We start from the raw sequence: 19,583 nt of genomic DNA, 5'->3' as shown, positions 1-19,583 counted from the left end.
GACGCGGACCGTGTGGACGAGCTGACCGTGGACACCCCCGTCACCGCCCAGCACGTCGCTGCGGAGGATCTTGAAGGCGCCGCACCCCTCCCGGGGCCGGAATCACCCCGGCTCACGGACGAGTCGCGCGAGCCGGGCGCGGTCGAGCCGGGCGCGGCGAGCGCGGATGAGCGGAGCGGGGCTGCGGCGGAGGGCGGGTCTGCCGACGTACCCCCTCGGCAGGCCGTGGGGCGGCGGAGGGCGCCCGTCGCGCCGGAGCCCGCGCCGGAGCTTCCCGACGCCGAGCTGCGCGGCGCGCTGGAGGCGATCCTGCTGGTGGTGGACGAGCCGGTCAGCGAGCTGGTCCTGGCACAGGTGCTGGAGCAGCCGGCCGAACGGGTCGGGCCGATGCTCGACGAGATCGCCGCCGGCTACGCCGCCGCCGGGCACGGGTTCGAGCTGCGCCGGGCCGCTGGCGGCTGGCGGTTGTACACCCGCCCGGAATACGCGACCTATGTCGAACGGTTCGTGTTGGACGGGCAGTCCGTACGGCTGACCCAGGCGGCGCTGGAGACTCTCGCCGTGGTCGCCTACAAGCAGCCGGTGACCCGATCGCGTATTTCCGCCATCCGCGGTGTGAACTGCGACGGGGTCATCCGTACCCTGGTTACCCGCGGCCTGGTCGAGGAGTGCGGCACCGAACCGGACAGCGGGGCGTTCCTCTACCGGACCACCACGCTGTTCCTCGAGAAGCTCGGGCTGAACACCGTCGACGAACTGCCGCCACTCGCACCCTTCCTGCCCGACGACGTAGAAGAGCTTGCCGATGCGACCCGATAACCGTTCCCCCAAACCCGACGCGCCCGTCTACGAAGGGGCTGAGCGCCTGCAGAAGGTGCTCGCCGCCGCCGGCGTGGGTTCCCGGCGCGCCTGCGAGGACCTGATCTTCCGCCGCCGCGTCACGGTGGACGGCCGGGTGGCCAAGCTCGGTGACAAGGTCGACCCGGCCACCGCCGTGATCCACGTGGACGGCGAGCGCCTCCAGGTCGACACCCGCCTGGTCTACGTGGCGATGAACAAGCCGCGCGGGGTGGTTACCACCATGGCGGACGACAAGGGACGCAACGAGCTGGCCGACTTCATCGGCAACCGGGTGGAGCAGCGGGTCTACCACGTCGGGCGGCTCGACGCGGACAGCGAGGGCCTGCTGCTGCTCACCAACGACGGCACCCTCGCGCACAAGCTCATGCACCCCTCGTACGAGGTGCTGAAGACCTACCTCGCCGAGGTGGTCGGGCCGATCCCGCGCAACCTGAGCAAGCGGCTGTTGGCTGGCGTCGAGCTGGAGGACGGGCCGGTCAAGGTCGACTCGTTCAGGGTGGTGGACACCCTGGGCAAGACCGCCCAGGTGGAATTGAGCCTGCACGAGGGGCGCAAGCACATCGTCCGGCGTCTGCTGGCCGAGGTCGGACACCCGGTCACCCGGCTGGTGCGTACCTCGATCGGGCCCATCCGGTTGGGTGACCTGCGTACCGGGCGGATTCGGCGGTTGACCAACGCCGAGGTCGCCGCCCTGTTCAACGCGGTGGGTGACTGACCCCCGAGTTCGGGGTACGGCCTTCGGTAGGCTCCCGACGGCCCGGACGCGGCCGCGCGGGTGTCGCGGGTCGCGTCGGGCGGCACCGCCCGCGGTGTGTGACGGGCTGCGGGCATGATTGATGACGATGGACAACCGCTTGCGGCGCCGGAAGGCCGGCGATCCGTGAGGTACGGGCTGAGGAGGACGACGGTGGAGGAAAACGTACGGGCCGGGCGATGTGTGGTCGCTGTGGACGGGCCGTCCGGTTCGGGCAAGTCCACCGTCTCGCGGCGGCTCGCCGTCGACGTCGGTGCGCTCTACCTGGACACCGGGGCGATGTACCGGGCGATCACGTGGGCCGTGCTGCGCTCCGGCGTCGACCTCACCGACGCCGCGTCGGTGGCGAAGGTCGCCGGCGAGGTCGACCTGCGCATCGGCACCGACCCGCAGGGGTACGGGGTGACCGCTGACGGGGTGAGCGTGGACGCGGAGATCCGCGGCGCCGAGGTGACCGGGGCGGTCTCCGCCGTCGCCGCGGTGCCGGCCGTTCGCGAGCTGCTGGTCGCCCGGCAGCGCGAGATGATCACCAACGCCGGCCGGATCGTGGTCGAGGGCCGTGACATCGGTTCGGTCGTGGCGCCGGACGCCGACCTGAAGGTCTTCCTGACCGCCTCCGAGGCGGCCCGGGCGGCCCGGCGCAGCGCCGAGGACGCCACCGACGTGACGGCCACCGCCGCCGCCCTGGCCCGCCGGGACCGGCTCGACTCGACCCGCAAGATCAACCCACTGGCCCAGGCGCCGGACGCGGTGGTGCTGGACACCACCGAGCTGGGCATCGACCAGGTCGTGGCCCGGCTGCGCGATCTGCTGAATGAGCGGGGAGTGGCATGACCGAGGGTGCTGGGTGGGTCGAGCTGCGTGAGCCCGACGTCGCCATCGAGGAGCCGTCGGGCCCGCAGCCGGTGGTGGCCGTGGTCGGCCGCCCCAACGTGGGCAAGTCGACGCTGGTCAACCGGATCATCGGTCGCCGGCAGGCGGTCGTCGAGGACATACCCGGGGTGACCCGGGACCGGGTGCCCTACGACGCGCAGTGGAACGGCCGGGCGTTCACCGTGGTGGACACCGGCGGTTGGGAACCGGACGCGAAGGACCGGGCCGCGGCCATCGCGGCGCAGGCCGAGACGGCGGTGGCCACCGCCGACGTGGTGCTCTTCGTGGTCGATGCCGTGGTGGGCTCCACCGACGTGGACGAGGCCGCGGTGAAGATGCTGCGACGCAGCGCCAAGCCGGTGATCCTGGTGGCGAACAAGGCCGACAACACCTCCATCGAGATGGAGGCGACCGCACTCTGGTCGCTGGGCCTCGGCGAGCCGTTCCCGGTGTCCGCGCTGCACGGGCGAGGCTCGGGCGACCTGCTGGACGCCATCCTCGCCGCGCTGCCGGAGGCGCCGGCGATCGTCGAGAACCGGCCGCGCGGGCCGCGCCGCGTGGCGCTGGTCGGGCGCCCGAACGTGGGCAAGTCCAGCCTGCTCAACCGGTTCTCCGGCGAGGAGCGGGCGGTCGTCGACTCGGTCGCCGGCACCACCGTCGACCCGGTGGACAGCCTGGTCGAGATCGGCGGTCAGACCTGGCAACTGGTGGACACCGCCGGGCTGCGCAAGCGGGTCGGCAAGGCCAGCGGCACCGAGTACTACGCCAGCCTGCGCACCGCCGCCGCGATCGAGGCCGCCGAGGTCGCCGTGGTGCTGCTGGACTCCAGCGAACCGATCAGCGAGCAGGACCAGCGGATCCTGTCGATGGTGACCGAGAGCGGCCGGGCGCTGGTCATCGCGTTCAACAAGTGGGACCTGGTCGACGCCGACCGCCGGTACTACCTCGACAAGGAGATCGACCGGGAGCTGCGCCGCATCCCCTGGGCGATCCGGTTGAACCTGTCGGCGATGACCGGCCGGGCCGTGGACAAGCTGGCCCCGGCGCTGAACAAGGCCCTCGCCAGCTGGGAGACCCGGGTACCGACCGCGCACCTCAACCAGTGGCTGACCGCGCTGGTGCAGGCCACCCCGCACCCGGTGCGCGGTGGTCGCGCCCCGCGCATCCTGTTCGCCACCCAGGCCGGGGTGGCGCCGCCGCGGTTCGTGCTCTTCACCACCGGCCCGCTCGACGCCGGCTACCAGCGCTTCGTCGAGCGCAAGCTCCGCGAGGAGTTCGGGTACGAGGGCAGCCCGATCGAGATCTCGGTCCGCCCGCGCAAGAAGCTCGGCCCCGGTGGCCGGGGCAAGGCGCACGGCTGACACGTCTCCAGAAAATGCCGGATGGGTTCACGCCCGTCCGGCATTTTCGCGCCCGTCCCCCCTACCCTCCTAGGACGCTGTAGGGGTTGTGGGGTGATTCGGTGGGGCCGCGACCCGGGTGGGGCCTGTGCGGACGAGGAGGAGCTGCTGCGCTAAGCTGTACCGGCCGTCGCGGGGGAAACCGCGCGGGGGCGGGACGTGGCGCAGCTTGGTAGCGCACTTGACTGGGGGTCAAGGGGTCGTCGGTTCGAATCCGGCCGTCCCGACCGGTTGACCTGGAAGGATGAAGATCCTTCCAGGTGTCGGCGGTAACATCCGGTAACGGATGATCTTTGTTGGCGGTAACGGCGTGGATGGTTGGCCGTTGACGTACCTGCTGCACAACGCTCTGACCTGCCGCTTCATCTGCGTCCTGGATGGAGCGGCAGTTCTGCTCTTGATTGCGCGTCAAGCGCTGCAGATGTCGTCGGCTGTCGCTGCATCGGGCGGCCGGTGTGGTTGGTTGCCTCAGCCGTGTGTTGATGTGCGCTATGTGACCGGCGTCTACGCTTCGCCGCGTGTCAGTGGGATTTGGGGTAAGCCTGGTCAGACCGTGGACCCAGAGGGAATGCTGGCGGCCGTGGCCGCAGCCGTCACCGCCAACGGTATCGAGGTCGATCGCTTCGGTGACGTCGAGCGTTTCACCGCCGAGGAACTCAGCGAACTGTCGGTCCTTGCGCGCCGTTGGCCGGCTGGTGGCAACAGCACGGACCGACCGCGGCCGGCGACGTGGCCCTACGGTTCGTTGGGCCGAGCGGGGTCACCGAGCTGACCTACAGCAGGCCAGAGCTGGCTGTCGAACACGTCCAGCACCTCATCAAAGTCGGCAGCGGCCGGCCCCACGGCCCAGGTGAGACCTCCGGCCTGATACGCCGGCTCACCGCGGCGCTCCTGCGCCGGGCTCGGACCGGCTTCACCGCGTCGGAGCTGTCAATCCGCGACGAGGGCGCCGTCCTCTGCGTTGTCCTGGCCGGCCGCGACCTCGACGGCCGGCCCCGCAGCCTGGAGTTCCAGGCTTGCCGAGCAGGATCTCGTGCAGTCGTTGCCACACGCCGGCGTCGTTCCAGTCCCGCAACCTGCGCCAGCAGGTCATCCCAGAGCCGAACCCCAATTCCTGGGGCAGGTACTCCCACGGAATCGCGGTGTGAAGCACGAACAGGATCCCGCACAACACTCTGCGGTCGTCGAGGGGCTTGCGGCCGGGGAACCGGCCGGCGTGGTGGTCGGGGTGGCAGCAGCGGTTTGACCTCGGCCCAGAGTTCGTCCGAGACGATCCACGGCGGCTGCTCACCCTCCTCACGTTCAGACAGAACGATCCTCGTATCCCGAGGACACGCCCAACATCACTTCGTGTTGGTGTCGATGGTGTAAACCACGTCTGCCCCGACGTCGTGGCGGGTGATGCCGGGTACGTCGGGGATGTTAAGCAGTGGTTCGTATGGGGTGCCTTGGACCCGGTTGCGCAGCAGGACGACGCTGCGGATGCCGAGCTGGTGCAACCGATCCAAGGCCGGCTCGCTGGGGAAGGTCGCCATGACGTCGCGGATCGCCTGACGGTTGGGTGTGGTGTAGCTGGCCGCACCGTTGACCATGGCGGGAAAACCGTCGGTCGACCAAAGTAGGACGTTGAGGTCGATGCCGTCGTCGGACGGCAATACCATGATCGGAGCGTGCGCGGAGGCTAGCGCCATCGCGGCCGGTTTGGCTGGGGTTTGGGGGTGGTCCAGGTCAGGCAGGCCCTCAGCTAGCACGAGGACCAGCAACGGAACGGTCAGTAGCCGTGCCGCTCCCACCGACCATTTCGGCTTGGCGCTCCTGCGAGCCACCTCGGCCAGGTGGGTAACCAGGCCGGCCGCGAGGATGGCCAGGCAGAGAGTGGGCCACAAGATCAACCGGCCTGGTGTGCGGGATCCATCGAACCCGGGCACGTAAAGATAGAGCAGGCGGTAGATCGGCCCGTTCGTGCCCAGCGCGAACAACACTCCGACGACCGCCCCAAACAGCAGCAGAAGCCGTTGCACCGGTGACCAGCGGGATAGGAACAGGCCGGCGAAGGCCAGTAGATACAGTGCATACCCGCATAGCAGCACTTTCTCAGTCGGTACGCCACCAAGAGCGGTGCGGGCGTCGTTGTGCAGGGTGCCCCAGGGCAGCGAGGACTGCGGCGCCACGAGAAGTCCGCGCAGTGTCGGGGAGAAGTACGCGACGTAGTCCCAGTCCCGGGTGACATGTGGGTTGAGCTCGCGCACGTGTTGGTACGCGTACGCGAAGTATCCGGTCACCGCGGTGAAGACCAGCCCACCGATCAGATCACCGACGATCAGCCGGAGGCCAAGGCGTGGGCGGTGGATCAGCCAGGCTATCAGTGTGATCAGGCAGAGGGCGGCGAGGACGTATACGAATCCCAGCCCCACGCCGAAGCCTAGGCTGACCTGCCAGGCCGCGACCAGCCAGCCAGCGAACGCCCAGCCCGGCCGGACTCGTTCGGCAAGGTAGCCGCGGGTGAACGAGAGTCCGTGGCCGCGCGCCAGCATCGCCAGGGCCAGAGTGATACCACCGGTGGAGAGAATATTCAAATGGCCGTCGTGGCCGTAGCGCCAGGGCGCGTAGGCGAGGGCGGCCCCGGCTACCGCGGCGGCGACCTTATTCGCGCCAAGTTGGCGCAGGAGCGCGTAGCCGCCGAGGAAGGCGAGCGCGAAAGCCAGCACGAACAGGATGTTGTAGCGCAGCACTGCGCCGACTACACCGTTGCCTATCAGCCCTGCCGGGGCATAGCCGAGCAGGCTGTCGTTCAGGGCTAGGCCGTACTTGTCGGGATAAAAAGCGTTGGTATCCCACAGGCCACGCAGACCGTGGGTGAGAGCGTGGCCACCCCATCCCACCAGCCATGCTTGGGCCGTCGGGTCACCCACGTCACCGACGATGGTGTGGGCCGGGTCGGCGATCGGCACAGTCTTGGCGCCGGCAGTCACCACGCGAACCGCGTACGGCGGAATCAGCCAGATCATCGCGACAGCGAGGAGCACTGAACCGAGGCCCGCGATGCTCAGTTCCCGCCGATGGGCCCCACGTGTCAGCCAATCCCTCGTGCCTGAACTGGCACGCGCGAGTCGGCCATTTTTTCCAAGCTCGCTGAGAGTGACGGCTGATGTGGGGCCTCCTACCGGTGGCTCTACCTGCGTCATCACATTGACCCTCACTGTTGAAACGCCGCAGTAAATCATGAGCAGGGCGGCGCATAGAGTCAAGACCTCGATCAATGCCGTTCAGGTAGCCGGGACTTACGCTGTTTATCAAGGCGTCTTGTCACGCAGGAGTCGCGATCGGTGTAGCGGCGCATCTCGCCGCTTCCGAAACAGGGCACGCCAGGGTTGCTGCAGGCCCTCGCCCGGGTTCCGGACCCACGGGACGCCGGCGGCCGGATCCATCCGCTGCCGGGACTGCTCGCGATCGCGATCGCGGCGGTGGTTTCGGGATCGAGCCGCGTCGCGGAGATCGTCGAATGGGCCGCCGACCTGCCGGACGCGGCATGGGATCGTCTCGGTGCAACCCGCGACGCGTTCACCGTTGCCCGGCGGGTGCCTGACGACAGCACCCTGTCCCGGGTACTGACCGGTATCGTCGCCGGCGCCCTCGATGCTGCGGTGTGCCGCTGGCTGCTCAGCCGGGCGGTTCTGACCGGGGCCGGCAGGCGAGTGATCGCGGTCGACGGCAAGACACTGCGCGGCAGGCATGTCGTACCTGTCGTTGAAGATGGAGGGCCTAGTACTCCAACGTCACTTGGCTGAAGTCGTCCTCATCAAGCCGGATTCGCGCAGTGCTCCTGGACCGGGTAGCGACACCGAGGCGGTGCGCTCCGTGTAGACGGGTGCGGTGGTAGCGTGCGGCGAGTCTTTGCGATCTTGGTTACGTTCCTTCAGCGGCCCGATGAGGAGATCATGATGGCAGGTGTTCCGGCCGATCCGGGCGTGCTTCATCCGATGCCCGAACAGCCGCGCGTGGTGCTATTGAACCCGCTGGTCACCTCGCCGCTGATCGAGGTTGGGGAGTTCACCTACTACGACGACCCGGATGATCCAACCGCCTTCGAGGCCCGCAACGTGCTGTACCACTACGGGCCGGAGAAGCTGATCATCGGGAAGTTCTGTGCGCTGGGCGAGGGCGTGCGGTTCATCATGAACGGCGCCAACCACCGCATGGACGGCCCGTCGACCTTTCCGTTCCCGATTATGGGTGGTTCGTGGGTCGAACACTTCGATCTCATCACCAACCTGCCCGGACGGGGTGACACTGTGGTTGGCAACGACGTGTGGTTCGGATACCGAGCCATGGTGATGCCCGGCGTCCAGATCGGCAGCGGAGCGGTCATCGCTTCCGGGTCCGTCGTCGTCGACGACGTCCCCGATTACGGCATCGTCGGCGGCAACCCAGCCAGACTCATCCGCCTCCGCTACACCGAGGAAGACGTCGCCCGCCTTCTGGCGCTTGCCTGGTGGGACTGGCCAACGCAGGACATCACCGAGCACCTTCGCACGATCATGTCCGGCAGCATCGACGACCTCGAGGCCGTGGCGCCCAAGCACCGGTAGTGCCAGGTGGGCTTGGGCGGGCTGATCCATACCAGTCGGATGTTGGGCGTGGCGAGGGCATGAGGACGACTACCGCGTAGATCATCGATTTTTGTGGGAACAACCGAAGATCATGCGGTGGCCGAGGGCCACAGCCCAGACCTTGACCGGTGGCGGGTCATCCTGGACGAGGCGGTGACGCGCGTCGCTGGCCGCTTCGTTCGGGAGGAGCCGCGCCGGACTGTCGGACAGTTCGTGGAAGGGCTGCTGTCGGGCGTAGATCGGAAGACCTGCTGGTCGTTGGCGGAACTGGCTGGTCACGCCGATCCGCAGGCGATGCAGCGGCTGCTGCGTACGACGGTGTGGAATGCCGACGCCGTCCGCGATGACGTGCGTTCCTGGCTGGTGAAGCAGCTCGGCCACCCCGACGCTGTGCTGGTCGCCGACGAGACCGGCTTCCTGAAGAAGGGCGTGCACTCGGTCGGGGTGCAGCGGCAGTACACCGGCACCGCCGGCCGGATCGAGAACAGCCAGGTCGGGGTGTTCCTGGCCTACGTCTCACCCAAAGGGCGAGCCATGATCGACCGCCGGCTCTACCTTCCTGGAACCATTCGGAATCTTCCGGATGGCCATTTCTGATCTTGTACAGCAGCGAAGTACAGCAACGGCTCATTGATCGAGGCTTTCGCCGAGCCTCCGCAGGGCTTCCAGGGTCGTCTTGGACGAGACCTGGCTGTAGATCTCCATCGTGATCGAGAAGTCCGCGTGCCGCAGGATCGCCATCGCAACCCGGGGGTGCACGTCCAGGTCGACCAGCAGCGAGCCGCAGGTTCGGCGGGCGTCGTGAACGGTGATCTTTCGGATGCCGGCGCGGGCGATGCGGCTGTCGTAGGAGCGGTTGAAGTTGCGGGGTTCGACCGGCAGTCCGTAGCGGGTCGTGAAGATCATGCCGGTGTCGTGCCAGGCGTCGCCGGCTTTCTCTCGTGCGGGACGTGGGTGACAGGTCCAGCTAGATGGCGCAGCGGCGAGGAGCGCGGCGGCGCCGGGGCTCGGCGCTGTCGTGGTTATCAGGCCCTGGTTGGATCAGCTGCTTTGGCGGCCCGCTCGATCTTCGCGCACTGGGCGTTCCAGAAGGCCGCGTCATGCTGCGGGTTCGTATACTCGGCTGTTGTCCCGGTCGAGCCGTCGAGCTGTTCGCGCAGGATGTCGGCGTGTCCGGCGTGCCGGCTGGTCCCGGTGAGTATGTGGACCATGACGTTGAACAGCTTCACGTTGGGCCGTGGCCACCAGGGCACGTAACCCGGGGAGTCGATGGCGAGGGCGGTGATCGTCGCGTCTGAGTGCTCCCATACGCGGCGGTAGCGGTCGATGATCTCCTCGCGCGTCTCGTACTCCGTCGCCCACATGTCGTCGCCGCGCGCCCCTAGGTCGTCCCACCGGGGCAGCGATTCGGGGAACGGTCGGTCGAAGACCTCGCCGAAGTACCTGGACTCGGACAGCGTCTGGTGCTTGATCAAGCCGAGAAGATTGGTGCCAGTCGAGGTCAGGGGGCGGCGGATGTCGTACTCGGAGAGCCCGTCGAGCTTCCAGAGCATTGCCTCACGAGTCTCTCGCAGGTTGTGGTGCAGGTACTCTTTTGCGAAATCATCGATCATGGGGCACGAGCCTGCCATGCGCCGCCAACGGGCTCAACCTACGACCAGCACTTGGCAGAGTGTCACGCACGTCCTGATACCGATGTGTCACGGAGGTCCGGAGACCGGACATGAGACGAGTAGCACCTCTGTGAGAACTTTCTGTACGGGATCAAAGCGGCCCGCTTCGCAGGCCGCTCGCGCCGCCGGCCAGGGGCCGACCCACACGGGCCGCCGCTCGGGGACCCCGCGCCCTTAGCGCAAGCGCACGGGCGCACCCCGAACGGTTGCAGCCCCGCCGGCGGCGCGACATACGAAGAAGCCCCGGGCCGCCACGAGTGATGGCAGATCCGGGGCTTCGATGTTGAAGGCGACGACCAGGGCGTGCTCCGGCGGGGCGCTCAGGCGCTCTGGGATGGTGGCGCCACCCCGACAACCTTCGTTCGGGCAAGCCGAGCAGATGGGGCCTGCCTGGCCAAGGCCGTTCAGACGGTGGGGCGCTCCACCTTGACCGGGCAGGCCCCACCCCCACTCCACCGGTGTGCGGACGAAGGTTGACGGGATGGCTGAAAGGGCGAACGGCAAGCGGCGCTCAATGGTTAATTCACGTAGGTTTCCGAAGCTCGATCGCCGGTTACCGGAAAGTGATATTCCGGCCGCGGTACGGCTCCGTCCTGCCAGCGGTAGAGGTCGCGCAGCAGGGAAATCTCGGCGCCGTGATGGATCAGCTCCCTGTTGACGTGCAGGACGATGCCCTCCATGGGAAACCGCTCAGGACCCACCGTGGGCGGATTCTCCAGGTCAGCGTCCGAGAGCTCGCGGACCCCCGCGTTCCATCTCCCATACATCTCATCGAGCTGTTTCAGCGCCTCGTCAGCGGTCTTCGCGTAGGCGAATGTCTGGGAGTCGACGTCCTGGCCGCCGAAGTGCCATCCGACCCGATAGCCCAGGCAGGAGACGATGATGTGCGCCAGCCGCCAGGCAATCGTGGTCACCGGCGCCGGCACCGGGTCAGGGGACGCGGAGTCCATCGTCCATTCCCCCGAACCTGCCGATATCGGTGCGGCCGACGTGCCACGTGGGCGGATGCTCCAGCAGCCACGCACCGGCTCCCAGAAGTACTCCTCATCGGCAAGACCGTGCAGCCGCGGCCGCAGGTTCTTGTGCCAGTGCCGGTCCAACTGGTCCGCGATTCGCTCGCTTCTTGTCACTTCCGCACACTACATACAGCGGAGACCTGGCTGCGCCCCTCGCGGACGCCGTCGCGCGGCGCGGCGGTAGTCGCGCAGGATCTTGAAGCATTTCACCCTGGCCAGGGCGTGTTCGACCCTGCTCGAACGGTGCGGTGCTCGACGTTGAGGGCTTCCTTCCAGTCCGGCAAGTCGCTGCCGTCGGCGGAATGAGACGCAACAGCAGGTAGGGCAGCCCGTAGCCGCACGCCGTGTCGGCGGTGATCACTTGCTCATCTCCGGCGTCTCACGTCGCGAGGACACGCCTGACATCCCCGAGACCTTGTCATGGGTGTGGCGATTGCTGCGTGAGTATCAGCTGTCCGAGTTCCTGGGTGCATCGGGTGAGCGCGACGTAGAGGCCGTTCCAACCGCGCGGTTCAGCGGCGATGCCTTGGGGGTCGATGAGTAGCGTCGCGTCCCATTCCAATCCCTTGGACTGGGTCGCGGTGAGCACCGGCACATCGTTCAGCACGGCTAGGAGTTCGGCGATGCGCTCGGCGGGGGCGATGACGCCGACCGTGCCACCATGCCACCGTTGCTGCAACTCCCGCACAGCTTGGGCGGCGGCGCCGGCAAGCTCGGCGGACGTGATCGTGAGCACCCAGGGGGCGATGCCGGAGGAGCGTACCGCCCGTGGCGGCGCGTTGTGGCTGCCCGCCTTCTTCAAGACCGGTTCGGTGAGGTCCATGACCTCACGCGGGGTCCGGTAGCAGATGGTCAGTTCCGCAGCGGTCCAGCGGTCTCCGAACGCAGCCTGCACCGCTTGTGCCCAGTTGGTGTGCTGGTGCGCTGCCTCCGCCTGGTCGATGTCGCCGACGGCGGTGATGGAGCGACTGGGACAACGCCGTAGGACCATTTGCCACTGCATCTCGGACAGCTCTTGCGCCTCGTCGATGACGACGTGGCCGTACACCCAGCCGCGCTGCCGGCGGGCGCGGTCGGCGACGAACTCGCCCTGTGGTTGTGGGGCTTCGACTTCGCCGAGCAGGTCGGCGAGGGCGTCGAGCAGGGGAATGTCGCTCGATGCCCATGGGGCGGGCTCGGCCGAGACGGCGGTGATCTCCTCCGTGGACAGCTGCGGGGCGAACCGGGCCAGCAGGGTGCGGTCGGTCAGGAGATCACCCAGCAGGGTTTCGGCGTCGAGGGTGGGCCACCATGCCTCGATGAACCGGGCGATGGTGGCGTTCTCCGCGATACGATAACGAAGGCTCTCTATCTCTTCCTCGGAGAGCAATCCGTCGATGTCACTGCCGGTGGACGTCCTGCCGGAGTGGTGGTCATGGCGCATGCCCTTGTCGACACGGGCGAGGATGTCCTCGAAGCCCTCCTCCATCTCGTCCATCAGCGCCTCGCGCTGCTCGGCGACGGCTTCGGCGAGGAGGTGGTGCAACTGCTCGGCGAACGCCGCGCGGGCGCGGTGGTACGGGCGTCCCTGCACCGCCGAGGCAAGTGCCTGCGCCACTGTTGCGGCTGTGATGACGTAGAACTCGCCCTCCCAGCGCAGCTTCAGCTCGCGGGGCCGGGGGAGCAGCGACGCGACGTAGCTCTCGAGCGCGGGTTGCCAGAGGGCGCGGCCCTTGATCTCGGCGAGAAGCCGGCTCTCGTTGCGGCCCACGCGGATGTCGGTCAGCAGGGTGTCGCAGGTCGCCGAGACGACGGCGGTCTCACCGAGCGCGGGTAGCACCTGGGCGATGTACTGGAGGAACCGCGGCGAGGGGCCGAGGACCAGGACCGCTTGGTCGGCCATCTTTCGGTGGGCGAACAGAAGGTAGGCGACGCGGTGCAGAGCAACCACCGTCTTGCCGGTGCCGGGACCGCCCTGAACGATCAGCGGACCGGTCGCCTCGGCCCGGATGATGTCGTCCTGTTCGCGTTGCAGCGTGGAGATCGCCGTCGACATGCGGCCGGTGCGCCGCTGGTCCAGGGCGGCAAGTAGAGCGCCTTCACCGACGAGTTCCGTCGTTATGGTCCCGTCCAGTGGCTCGTCGTCCACGCCGACGACGGCCGATCCCCTCGTGCGTATGTGACGGCGCCGTGCCTGACCTTGTGGGTCGACAGCCGTCGCAGTGTAGAACGGGCGAGCTGCCGGAGCGCGCCAATCGACCAGCAGTGGCTCACTGTCCTCGCCGTCGTTGCGGAGACCGACACGGCCTACGTGTCGCACGGTGCCGTCAAGACCGTCGAGGCGGCCGAAGACCAGCCCTTCCTGTGCTCGCCGTAGCTCCTCGTACTGCTGGCGGAGCAGGCGCTGCCGGGCCCGTTCCAACGCGTCGAGGACCTCTGACGAAAGCTCGACCTGTAGGTGGTCGGCCAGCCTGTCGCGCCGGGCCGTGGCCAAGTCGAGAAACGCCTGTTCCTCGGCGATCGCGGATCGGCGCGCGACGCCCTCTGCGGTAGAGGTCGGCGGTTCGCCGTCCGGTGTTACCTCGCTGACGCCAGCGGTGCCGTTGTGCAGAGCAGACTTCCGGCGCATTCGCAAATCCTTGTATTGGCGTCCCCTCGGCCCGGATGAGCCGCAGTGCATGCGGCGGCAAGCATAGGGTCGGTTTCCCTCGTCGGCCAGGAACTCCGCTGGCAGAGATGGGAATCTCAATGCCTTGCAGTTCCGGGTCGCTTGTGGCCTCAATCAATCTGGATTCGCTTATTGACAGTCCGGTCCTTATCTGATCTGCGGGTGCGTTCCGACCAGCCTCACGTCGCCCACGATGCGGACCCATGACGACAGCACCATCGGGAGTGGGCCGAGCCGCAGTTCCAGCCAGTGAAGGTGCGGGCCGCTCCTCCAAGCTCAGGGGCGCTTCGCGTCGCAAGCGACGGCCCTGCGGGTCGCCCTTGACCTCAGAGCCTCTGCGACCCTCGGGCAGGATTCGCAGGCCGATGGCCTGCCCTGACATAGAGCGCGCCGCCAACCCGGGCACCGACCCGTCGCCGGTCACCCAGGGGCGTCAAGGTCCGCTTGACGTGGCGGGCCGGACGGCCTTCTCCCTAAGAGGACGGGCGGGATGGCTTCTGTGCGCAAGAAGGCTTCGTGTCAGCGAGCGACCTGAGGAGTGTGGCACCGGATCGAAACGATACGGCCGTCTGAGAATCGATGGTGAGCTCGACGCGCGGCCACAAAGTTGCTGGAGTCCCCGTGTTGTCTGCTTCAATCGTAGGAGGCCTCAAATCGATACCGTATCAAACTGCAGGGTCGTTCGGCCGGCTCGCCGGTGAGAAGGCCAAGGCCCACCATCACGCCGGCTGCAATGACAAACCGAGGGTGCGGGCGTCGCAGAGGCGGCGAGCTGCGCGGCGGCGCATCCAGATCAATAACTGGCATACGGTACGTTACGCCCGGGCCAGCCCAAGGACCATCTTCCAGGAAAGGCTGCGAGGCGACGTCAGCCTTCAGCTGACCAAAGCGCCAGGGGGAGCGGGAGTCCTGAGGAATCCTCGTCACCGGGTTCGCTTTTCCGCTGGACGGCCGTAGAACAGCGTTGTTGCGGCGGCAGAATGAGCTGCTGGCTTCGCAACAGTGCCGTTGGTATCGCAAACTCGCAGCGACGCCGTTGCTTCCCGGTCACGACCTTCTTGCAATAGTTACTGTCAAGGGTGGTGCGGCTGCCAGACTCTGGGGAGTGAGCAGAGTCCGTCAAACCAGTTGGTTCCTGCCTGCCGCTCCCGGCTCGCGGGTCACCCGTCTGGAGCTCTTTTACGACCTGGTGTTCGTGTTCGCGTTCCTCAACGTCACCACGCTACTGGCGGAGCGCCTGACCCCGCTCGCGCTGCTCGGCGGGCTGGTGGTGTTGACGTTGCTGTGGTGGTGCTGGGTCAGCTTTGCGTCCCTCGGTAACGCCCTTCGAGCTGACCAGGGGGTCGTGCCGCTGATCGGCGCGTTGACGGTGGCCGCGCTGCTTGTCCTCACGCTGTCGCTGCCCGAGGCGTTTGTGGACCGCCCGGGCGGGGCGCGCGGACCCCTGGTCTTCGCGGTCTGCTACCTGTTCATCCGGGGACTGCAGGTGTTCTCGATAGTGGCCAACCAAAAGCGACGGGCAACGTTCTGGAGGTTGAGCACACCGGTGCTCATCAGCGTGACGCTGATCATTATCGCGGCGTTCGTGCCTGAACCGGCGCGGTACCCGGGGGCAGACTGGCTGCGACTCGGGCTCTGGGCGGCCGCGGTGGGGGTCGAGTTCGTCGCCGGGTTGAGAGTGCGCAAGGTGGGCCTGACGGTGCTGTCCGCTGGTCATTTCGCAGAACGGTACGCGCTCATCGTGCTCATTGCGCTCGGCGAGTCCATCATAGCTCTGGGCATGGGAACCAAACTGGCCGCTAGCCTGCCGCTGACCTGGCCGGTAGTCGCATCGGCGGTCTTCGGTGTCGCCGTTATCGCGGCATTGTGGTGGATGTACTTCGACGCCTTGGCGCAGGCGGTGGAACAGACGATGCATCGCACCCGGGACCCGGTGCAGCGCGTTGTCCTGGCCCGAGACGCCTACGTCTATCTGCACCTCCTGCTCCTCGTAGGAGTCATCCTGCTCGCGCTCGGTCTGGAGCGGTATCTCACTGTCATCGCTGACCCGGCTGACAACGGCTGGCTCGCCCATGGCAAGGGGATCGACGGCAGTGCTCTGTTCGGTGGGGTGGTCATCTATGTCACGGGGCTGGTCCTCCTGAGATGGCGGGCTGTCCGGCAGCTGCGGTCGGAGCAGCTCGTCGCGCTCATCGTGCTCATCCTCGCGGTGCCGATGGTCGCCCGTCTGCCGGCCACCGTTGCGCTGGCGATACTGGCGTTGATCTGCGTGGCGGCGGTGCTGGCCGAGCTGCGCAGGGCGGACCCGCTTCGCCGTCAAGTGCGACAGAACGCCCTCGAAGAGCAACTCGCCGCCGAGCATGATCAGTCAGAGTGGCGTCGCCGCAACCTCAGGGGCTGAAGGGCGGGTGAACGGCCCTGCCGAGGGCGGAAGACAGCGAGCACAGTCGTGGTGGTCGCTTTTCCGGGCAACCTCGGGACCCCCTCGGGGTGGTGGCGCTATCCAGTGGTGGTGCGGGGACGCCGGCAAGGGCCGACGCAACGCGTCTGGCGGCCGACTCGTTGGTGCGACAAGGGCGGACGGAGGCGGACGATGGCGGCGGAACGCGGTGCCGCACTGCTGCGCCCTCCCACGAGTTCGGGCCGGGCCACGTTCCTGGAGCTCTTCTTTGATCTGGCCTTCGTCGTGGCCCTCGCCCGGGTGTCGCAACGATTCGCCGACCTGGGCAATGACGCTGGCTGGGCGCTCGTCGCAGGTTTCGGTCGTACCCTGCTGCTCTTCTTGGCGCTCTGGCTGATCTGGTCGCACACCACCTGGATCACCAGTCGCTACGAACCAGAGCGGTCGTTCATTCAGGCCGTCGTGGTCGGCACCATGTTCGCCAGCCTGGTCATGGCGGTGACCCTGCCACGCGCTATGGAGGAGCGAGCGCTGCCGTTCGCGGCCGCGTACTTGCTGGTGATGGTGGTGCGGCCGCTGGTGGTCGCCGCGGCGCTGCGTGGCCATCCGCGACGGCTGGTGCCGTTCCGGCTTGCCGCATGGGCTGCGGCGAGCGCGCCGCTCTGGCTGGCCGGCGCGTTGGGCCCGGACCGACTACGCCTGCCGCTGTGGGCTGCCGCCCTCGCTGTCGACTACCTCGCCTGGGCCCTGGGCTGGCCGCTGCCGCGGGTCGGAGCCTCAGCGGTGGGCCGCTGGCGGATCGCTGGGACACACCTTGCCGACCGTCACCAGCAGATATTCCTCATCGCACTGGGTGAGTCGATTCTGGTCGTCGGCATGGTTTTCAGCGGCACGGACTACTCCGCGGAGCGGGCAGCCGCCTTCGGGGTCGCGTTCGCCACCAGCGCGCTGCTGTGGCGGATCTACTTCCACCGCGCCGGTCTGCTGCTGACCGAGGCGTTGGGTCGGGCGGCTATGCCCGGCCGGCTGGGCACGGCGTCGGAACGGACGCATTTGCTGATCGTGCTCAGCGTGCTCGTCACCTCGGTCGGCTACGAGTTGGTGATCGATCAACCGTACGGGCCGCCGCGCCCCAGTTGGCTGTTGTTCGTGGTAGGCGGTCCGGTGCTCTTCCTCATCGCCCGAGTGCGGCTGGATTACGAGATCTTCGGCCGCGTTTCCCGATCCCGGCTGATCGGCTTGGTGGCCCTGCTGCTGTTCACGCCGGCGTTGGCCCGCTGGGCGCCGATGGTCGGGCTGAGCGTGGTGGCCGGAGTGCTGGCCCTGGTCGCGCTACTCGACGCGCTGCGGAGCCGGGGACGGCCGCTGGAGGTGTCCGCCTCGCCGATCGGGCGGGAGACATCCGGCGACAGCGACTCCGAGGCGTGACCGCGCGCCGCCGTGCACAGCGACCCGGCGGACGACGACCAGAGGCCGGCGGTGCTGACGGTCGAGGGAGCAGGCCTCAGCTTGCGAATCGAGCTACCGCCCAACGTCGACCGGGCGACCCTGCTTCGGCAACTCGCATCGCTGCTTGAGGGAGAGAGCCGATAGACGCGCCCTGCGGCGGCGGTGAGACGCCAGCCATGGGAGACGGTGCCGCAGCCGACTCCAGGCAGCCGATGTCTCCGGGCGCTGGTGTCGCAGTGACGGCCATCGGAGCCGAAACACGGGCTTGACGGAGCGCAGACATCGGAGGTTAACTGCCTCAGCGATGCAAGTCGATGCGATCCGACCGTCCACACTGGCGGCTCGGTGATGTCGGTTACGCCATCGCGGCGAGGAGCGTCCATGGATTCAGGCTTCGGCACCAGCGACTGACCAGAACGGCCCGGTCCCGCACCGTCCCCGTCGGCACGCCATCCGTCTCCTGGCGCCGTCGGTCCCGGCGACACGTTCCCCTCGCTCGGCGGGTGGGGGGAGCACGGGAGCGGGCACCGCTCACGGCGCAGCGTCGCGCCCCGCCATCCAGCCTGGCGATCAACCCGACAGGCAGCACTCCGATTTCACGCACCACCTTCGTACCGCCTCAGCCGAGCATCGGCGGCCCGGCTCCGTACCACCGCCAACCCGGCCCTCGGCGGGCCCGCACCCCAGTGACGTGCGCGCCCAGGGTCGACGCTCAGCAGAGGAGCAGAGAATGCGTTCCCGTGCGTTAGCGCTCATCACCGGCCTGGCCGTGTTGCTGGCCACCCTGGTGGCCCTGCCGGCCCCGGCCTCGGCGGCACCGCTGACCAAGGTCCTGGTGTTCAGCAAGACCGCCGGATTCCGGCACTCGTCCATCCCCACCGGCATCGCCGCGATCCGGCAGCTCGGAACGGCCAACGGGTTCTCCGTGACCGCGAGCGAGGACGCCGCCCAGTTCACCACCGCGAACCTGGCCCAGTACCAGGCGGTGGTCTTCCTGTCGACGACGGGCGACGTCCTCAACGCCACCCAGCAGACGGCGTTCGAGTCCTACATCGCCTCCGGCGGCGGGTACGTCGGCGTCCACGCCGCGGCCGACACCGAGTACGACTGGCCGTGGTACGGCGGGCTGGTCGGGGCGTGGTTCAGCTCGCACCCGGCGATCCAGTCGGCGACGATCCGCGTCGAGGACCGGACGAACCCGTCCACCGCCCACCTGTCCGACACCTGGGTCCGTAGCGACGAGTGGTACAACTACCGCACCAACCCCCGGTCGAACGTGCGGGTCCTCGCCAGCCTCGACGAGTCGTCGTACAGCGGTGGCAGCATGGGCGATCATCCGATCACCTGGTGCCGGGCGTACGCCGGTGGGCGGGCCTGGTACACGGGGCTCGGGCACACCGAGGAGTCGTACGCCGACGCGAACTTCACCCGGATGCTGCTCGGCGGTCTCCGGGTCGCCGCGGGCGCCGTGGCGGCCGACTGCACGCCGCGCACGACGCCGACGCCCACCGGCACCAGCCTGCGTGCCCGCGCCAACAACCAGTACGTCAGCGCGCCCAACGCCACCACCTCGCTGATCGCCAACCGGAGCGCCATCGGCACGAGTGAGCGGTTCGACCTGGTGGACGTCGGCGGCGGCAACGTGGCGCTGCGCGCCAAGGTCAACGGCATGTACGTCGCGGCCGAGAACGCCGGCGCGGCGCCGCTGATCGCCAACCGGGCGACCGCCGGCGCCTGGGAGACCTTCCAGGTCGTCCGCAACTCCGACGGGACGGTCAGTCTCCGGGCCCTGGTGAACAACCGGTACGTCGCCGCGGAGAACGCGGGCGCCGCCGCGCTGATCGCCAACCGGACCGCCATCGGCCAGTGGGAGAAGTTCGACCTCGTCACCGGCTGACC

The 19,583-nt window shown here is 68.1% G+C and carries 14 protein-coding genes, 1 tRNA gene and 3 pseudogenes; 12 read left to right on the top strand and 6 right to left on the bottom strand.

Annotated features, from left to right (window positions below; translation table 11 throughout):
• Positions 1–12 precede the first annotated feature (12 nt).
• The 6 genes from scpB to DKT68_RS30885 all read left to right on the top strand — a co-directional run bounded on the left by scpB (position 13) and on the right by DKT68_RS30885 (position 4,660).
• Positions 13–819, top strand: coding sequence for an SMC-Scp complex subunit ScpB (gene scpB / locus DKT68_RS08320; RefSeq protein WP_407940703.1), 807 nt, complete (start codon positions 13–15; stop codon positions 817–819).
• Positions 806–1,576: a pseudouridine synthase gene (locus tag DKT68_RS08315; RefSeq protein ID WP_109816835.1), complete on the top strand. Its 771-nt coding sequence runs from the start codon at positions 806–808 to the stop codon at positions 1,574–1,576. Before scpB ends, DKT68_RS08315 begins: the two co-directional genes overlap by 14 nt.
• A 192-nt stretch (positions 1,577–1,768) precedes the next feature.
• Entirely contained in the window at positions 1,769–2,449 is a 681-nt protein-coding gene (gene cmk / locus DKT68_RS08310) for a (d)CMP kinase (RefSeq protein WP_109816834.1), read from the top strand.
• On the top strand, positions 2,446–3,849 hold the full coding sequence (gene der, locus DKT68_RS08305) for a ribosome biogenesis GTPase Der (protein WP_109816833.1): 1,404 nt from the start codon (positions 2,446–2,448) through the stop codon (positions 3,847–3,849). The genes cmk and der overlap by 4 nt, the downstream gene beginning before the upstream one ends.
• A 192-nt stretch (positions 3,850–4,041) precedes the next feature.
• Positions 4,042–4,115 (top strand) — tRNA-Pro (locus DKT68_RS08300).
• A gap of 59 nt (positions 4,116–4,174) precedes the next feature.
• Entirely contained in the window at positions 4,175–4,660 is a 486-nt protein-coding gene (locus DKT68_RS30885) for a hypothetical protein (RefSeq protein WP_161556633.1), read from the top strand.
• A gap of 243 nt (positions 4,661–4,903) precedes the next feature.
• On the opposite strand, the pseudogene DKT68_RS31380 reads toward DKT68_RS30885, so the two are convergent.
• Positions 4,904–5,162 (bottom strand): annotated as a pseudogene (locus DKT68_RS31380) (transposase); the annotation flags it as partial.
• A 69-nt stretch (positions 5,163–5,231) separates the two neighbouring features.
• Positions 5,232–6,896 (bottom strand): hypothetical protein, encoded by a 1,665-nt coding sequence (locus tag DKT68_RS08285; RefSeq protein ID WP_236646792.1) that lies wholly within the window; start codon positions 6,894–6,896, stop codon positions 5,232–5,234.
• A gap of 363 nt (positions 6,897–7,259) precedes the next feature.
• On the opposite strand from DKT68_RS08285, the gene DKT68_RS08280 reads away from it, so the two are divergent.
• From DKT68_RS08280 to DKT68_RS08270, 3 genes and pseudogenes are all read left to right on the top strand, one after another.
• Positions 7,260–7,676 carry a transposase family protein gene (locus DKT68_RS08280; RefSeq protein WP_236646791.1) on the top strand — a complete coding sequence of 139 codons (417 nt, stop codon included), beginning with the start codon at positions 7,260–7,262 and terminating at the stop codon, positions 7,674–7,676.
• Between the two features lie 153 nt (positions 7,677–7,829).
• Complete coding sequence (locus DKT68_RS08275) at positions 7,830–8,477, top strand: CatB-related O-acetyltransferase (RefSeq protein ID WP_109816836.1); 648 nt, start codon at positions 7,830–7,832, stop codon at positions 8,475–8,477.
• Between the two features lie 174 nt (positions 8,478–8,651).
• A pseudogene (locus tag DKT68_RS08270) lies at positions 8,652–9,059 on the top strand (IS701 family transposase); the annotation flags it as partial.
• A gap of 66 nt (positions 9,060–9,125) precedes the next feature.
• Here DKT68_RS08270 and DKT68_RS08265 read toward each other — a convergent pair.
• The 4 genes and pseudogenes from DKT68_RS08265 to DKT68_RS08250 form a co-directional block, all read right to left on the bottom strand.
• Positions 9,126–9,443: pseudogene (locus DKT68_RS08265) on the bottom strand (tyrosine-type recombinase/integrase); the annotation flags it as partial.
• Between the two features lie 80 nt (positions 9,444–9,523).
• The gene (locus DKT68_RS08260) at positions 9,524–10,111 is read right to left on the bottom strand and encodes a DinB family protein (RefSeq protein ID WP_109816830.1); all 588 of its coding nucleotides are present in this window, start codon (positions 10,109–10,111) and stop codon (positions 9,524–9,526) included.
• A 578-nt stretch (positions 10,112–10,689) separates the two neighbouring features.
• Entirely contained in the window at positions 10,690–11,301 is a 612-nt protein-coding gene (locus DKT68_RS08255; protein ID WP_109816829.1) for a DinB family protein, read from the bottom strand.
• Between the two features lie 304 nt (positions 11,302–11,605).
• Positions 11,606–13,795, bottom strand: coding sequence for a HelD family protein (locus DKT68_RS08250; protein ID WP_109816828.1), 2,190 nt, complete (start codon positions 13,793–13,795; stop codon positions 11,606–11,608).
• Between the two features lie 1,144 nt (positions 13,796–14,939).
• Between DKT68_RS08250 and DKT68_RS08245 the strand changes: the two genes are divergently transcribed.
• From DKT68_RS08245 to DKT68_RS08235, 3 genes are all read left to right on the top strand, one after another.
• A complete protein-coding gene (locus DKT68_RS08245) occupies positions 14,940–16,235 on the top strand; it encodes a low temperature requirement protein A (protein WP_109816827.1) in 1,296 nt (431 codons plus the stop codon).
• Between the two features lie 192 nt (positions 16,236–16,427).
• Complete coding sequence (locus DKT68_RS08240) at positions 16,428–17,663, top strand: low temperature requirement protein A (protein ID WP_109816826.1); 1,236 nt, start codon at positions 16,428–16,430, stop codon at positions 17,661–17,663.
• A gap of 751 nt (positions 17,664–18,414) precedes the next feature.
• Positions 18,415–19,581 carry a ThuA domain-containing protein gene (locus tag DKT68_RS08235; RefSeq protein ID WP_109816825.1) on the top strand — a complete coding sequence of 389 codons (1,167 nt, stop codon included), beginning with the start codon at positions 18,415–18,417 and terminating at the stop codon, positions 19,579–19,581.
• Positions 19,582–19,583 lie beyond the last annotated feature (2 nt).

It is taken from the genome of Micromonospora acroterricola, assembly GCF_003172955.1.
Lineage (GTDB): Bacteria > Actinomycetota > Actinomycetes > Mycobacteriales > Micromonosporaceae > Micromonospora > Micromonospora acroterricola.
Note: the sequence above shows the minus strand (reverse complement) of the source record. Positions and strands in the feature narration are given on the sequence as shown.

Coding starts and splice junctions, on each gene's coding strand:
- DKT68_RS08315 (WP_109816835.1), top strand. CDS start 806: ATGCGACCCGATAACCGTTCCCCCAAACCCGACGCGCCCGTCTACGAA.
- der (WP_109816833.1), top strand. CDS start 2,446: ATGACCGAGGGTGCTGGGTGGGTCGAGCTGCGTGAGCCCGACGTCGCC.
- DKT68_RS30885 (WP_161556633.1), top strand. CDS start 4,175: ATGATCTTTGTTGGCGGTAACGGCGTGGATGGTTGGCCGTTGACGTAC.
- DKT68_RS08285 (WP_236646792.1), bottom strand. CDS start 6,896: ATGATCTGGCTGATTCCGCCGTACGCGGTTCGCGTGGTGACTGCCGGC.
- DKT68_RS08275 (WP_109816836.1), top strand. CDS start 7,830: ATGGCAGGTGTTCCGGCCGATCCGGGCGTGCTTCATCCGATGCCCGAA.
- DKT68_RS08260 (WP_109816830.1), bottom strand. CDS start 10,111: ATGATCGATGATTTCGCAAAAGAGTACCTGCACCACAACCTGCGAGAG.
- DKT68_RS08250 (WP_109816828.1), bottom strand. CDS start 13,795: ATGCGCCGGAAGTCTGCTCTGCACAACGGCACCGCTGGCGTCAGCGAG.
- DKT68_RS08240 (WP_109816826.1), top strand. CDS start 16,428: ATGGCGGCGGAACGCGGTGCCGCACTGCTGCGCCCTCCCACGAGTTCG.
- DKT68_RS08235 (WP_109816825.1), top strand. CDS start 18,415: ATGCGTTCCCGTGCGTTAGCGCTCATCACCGGCCTGGCCGTGTTGCTG.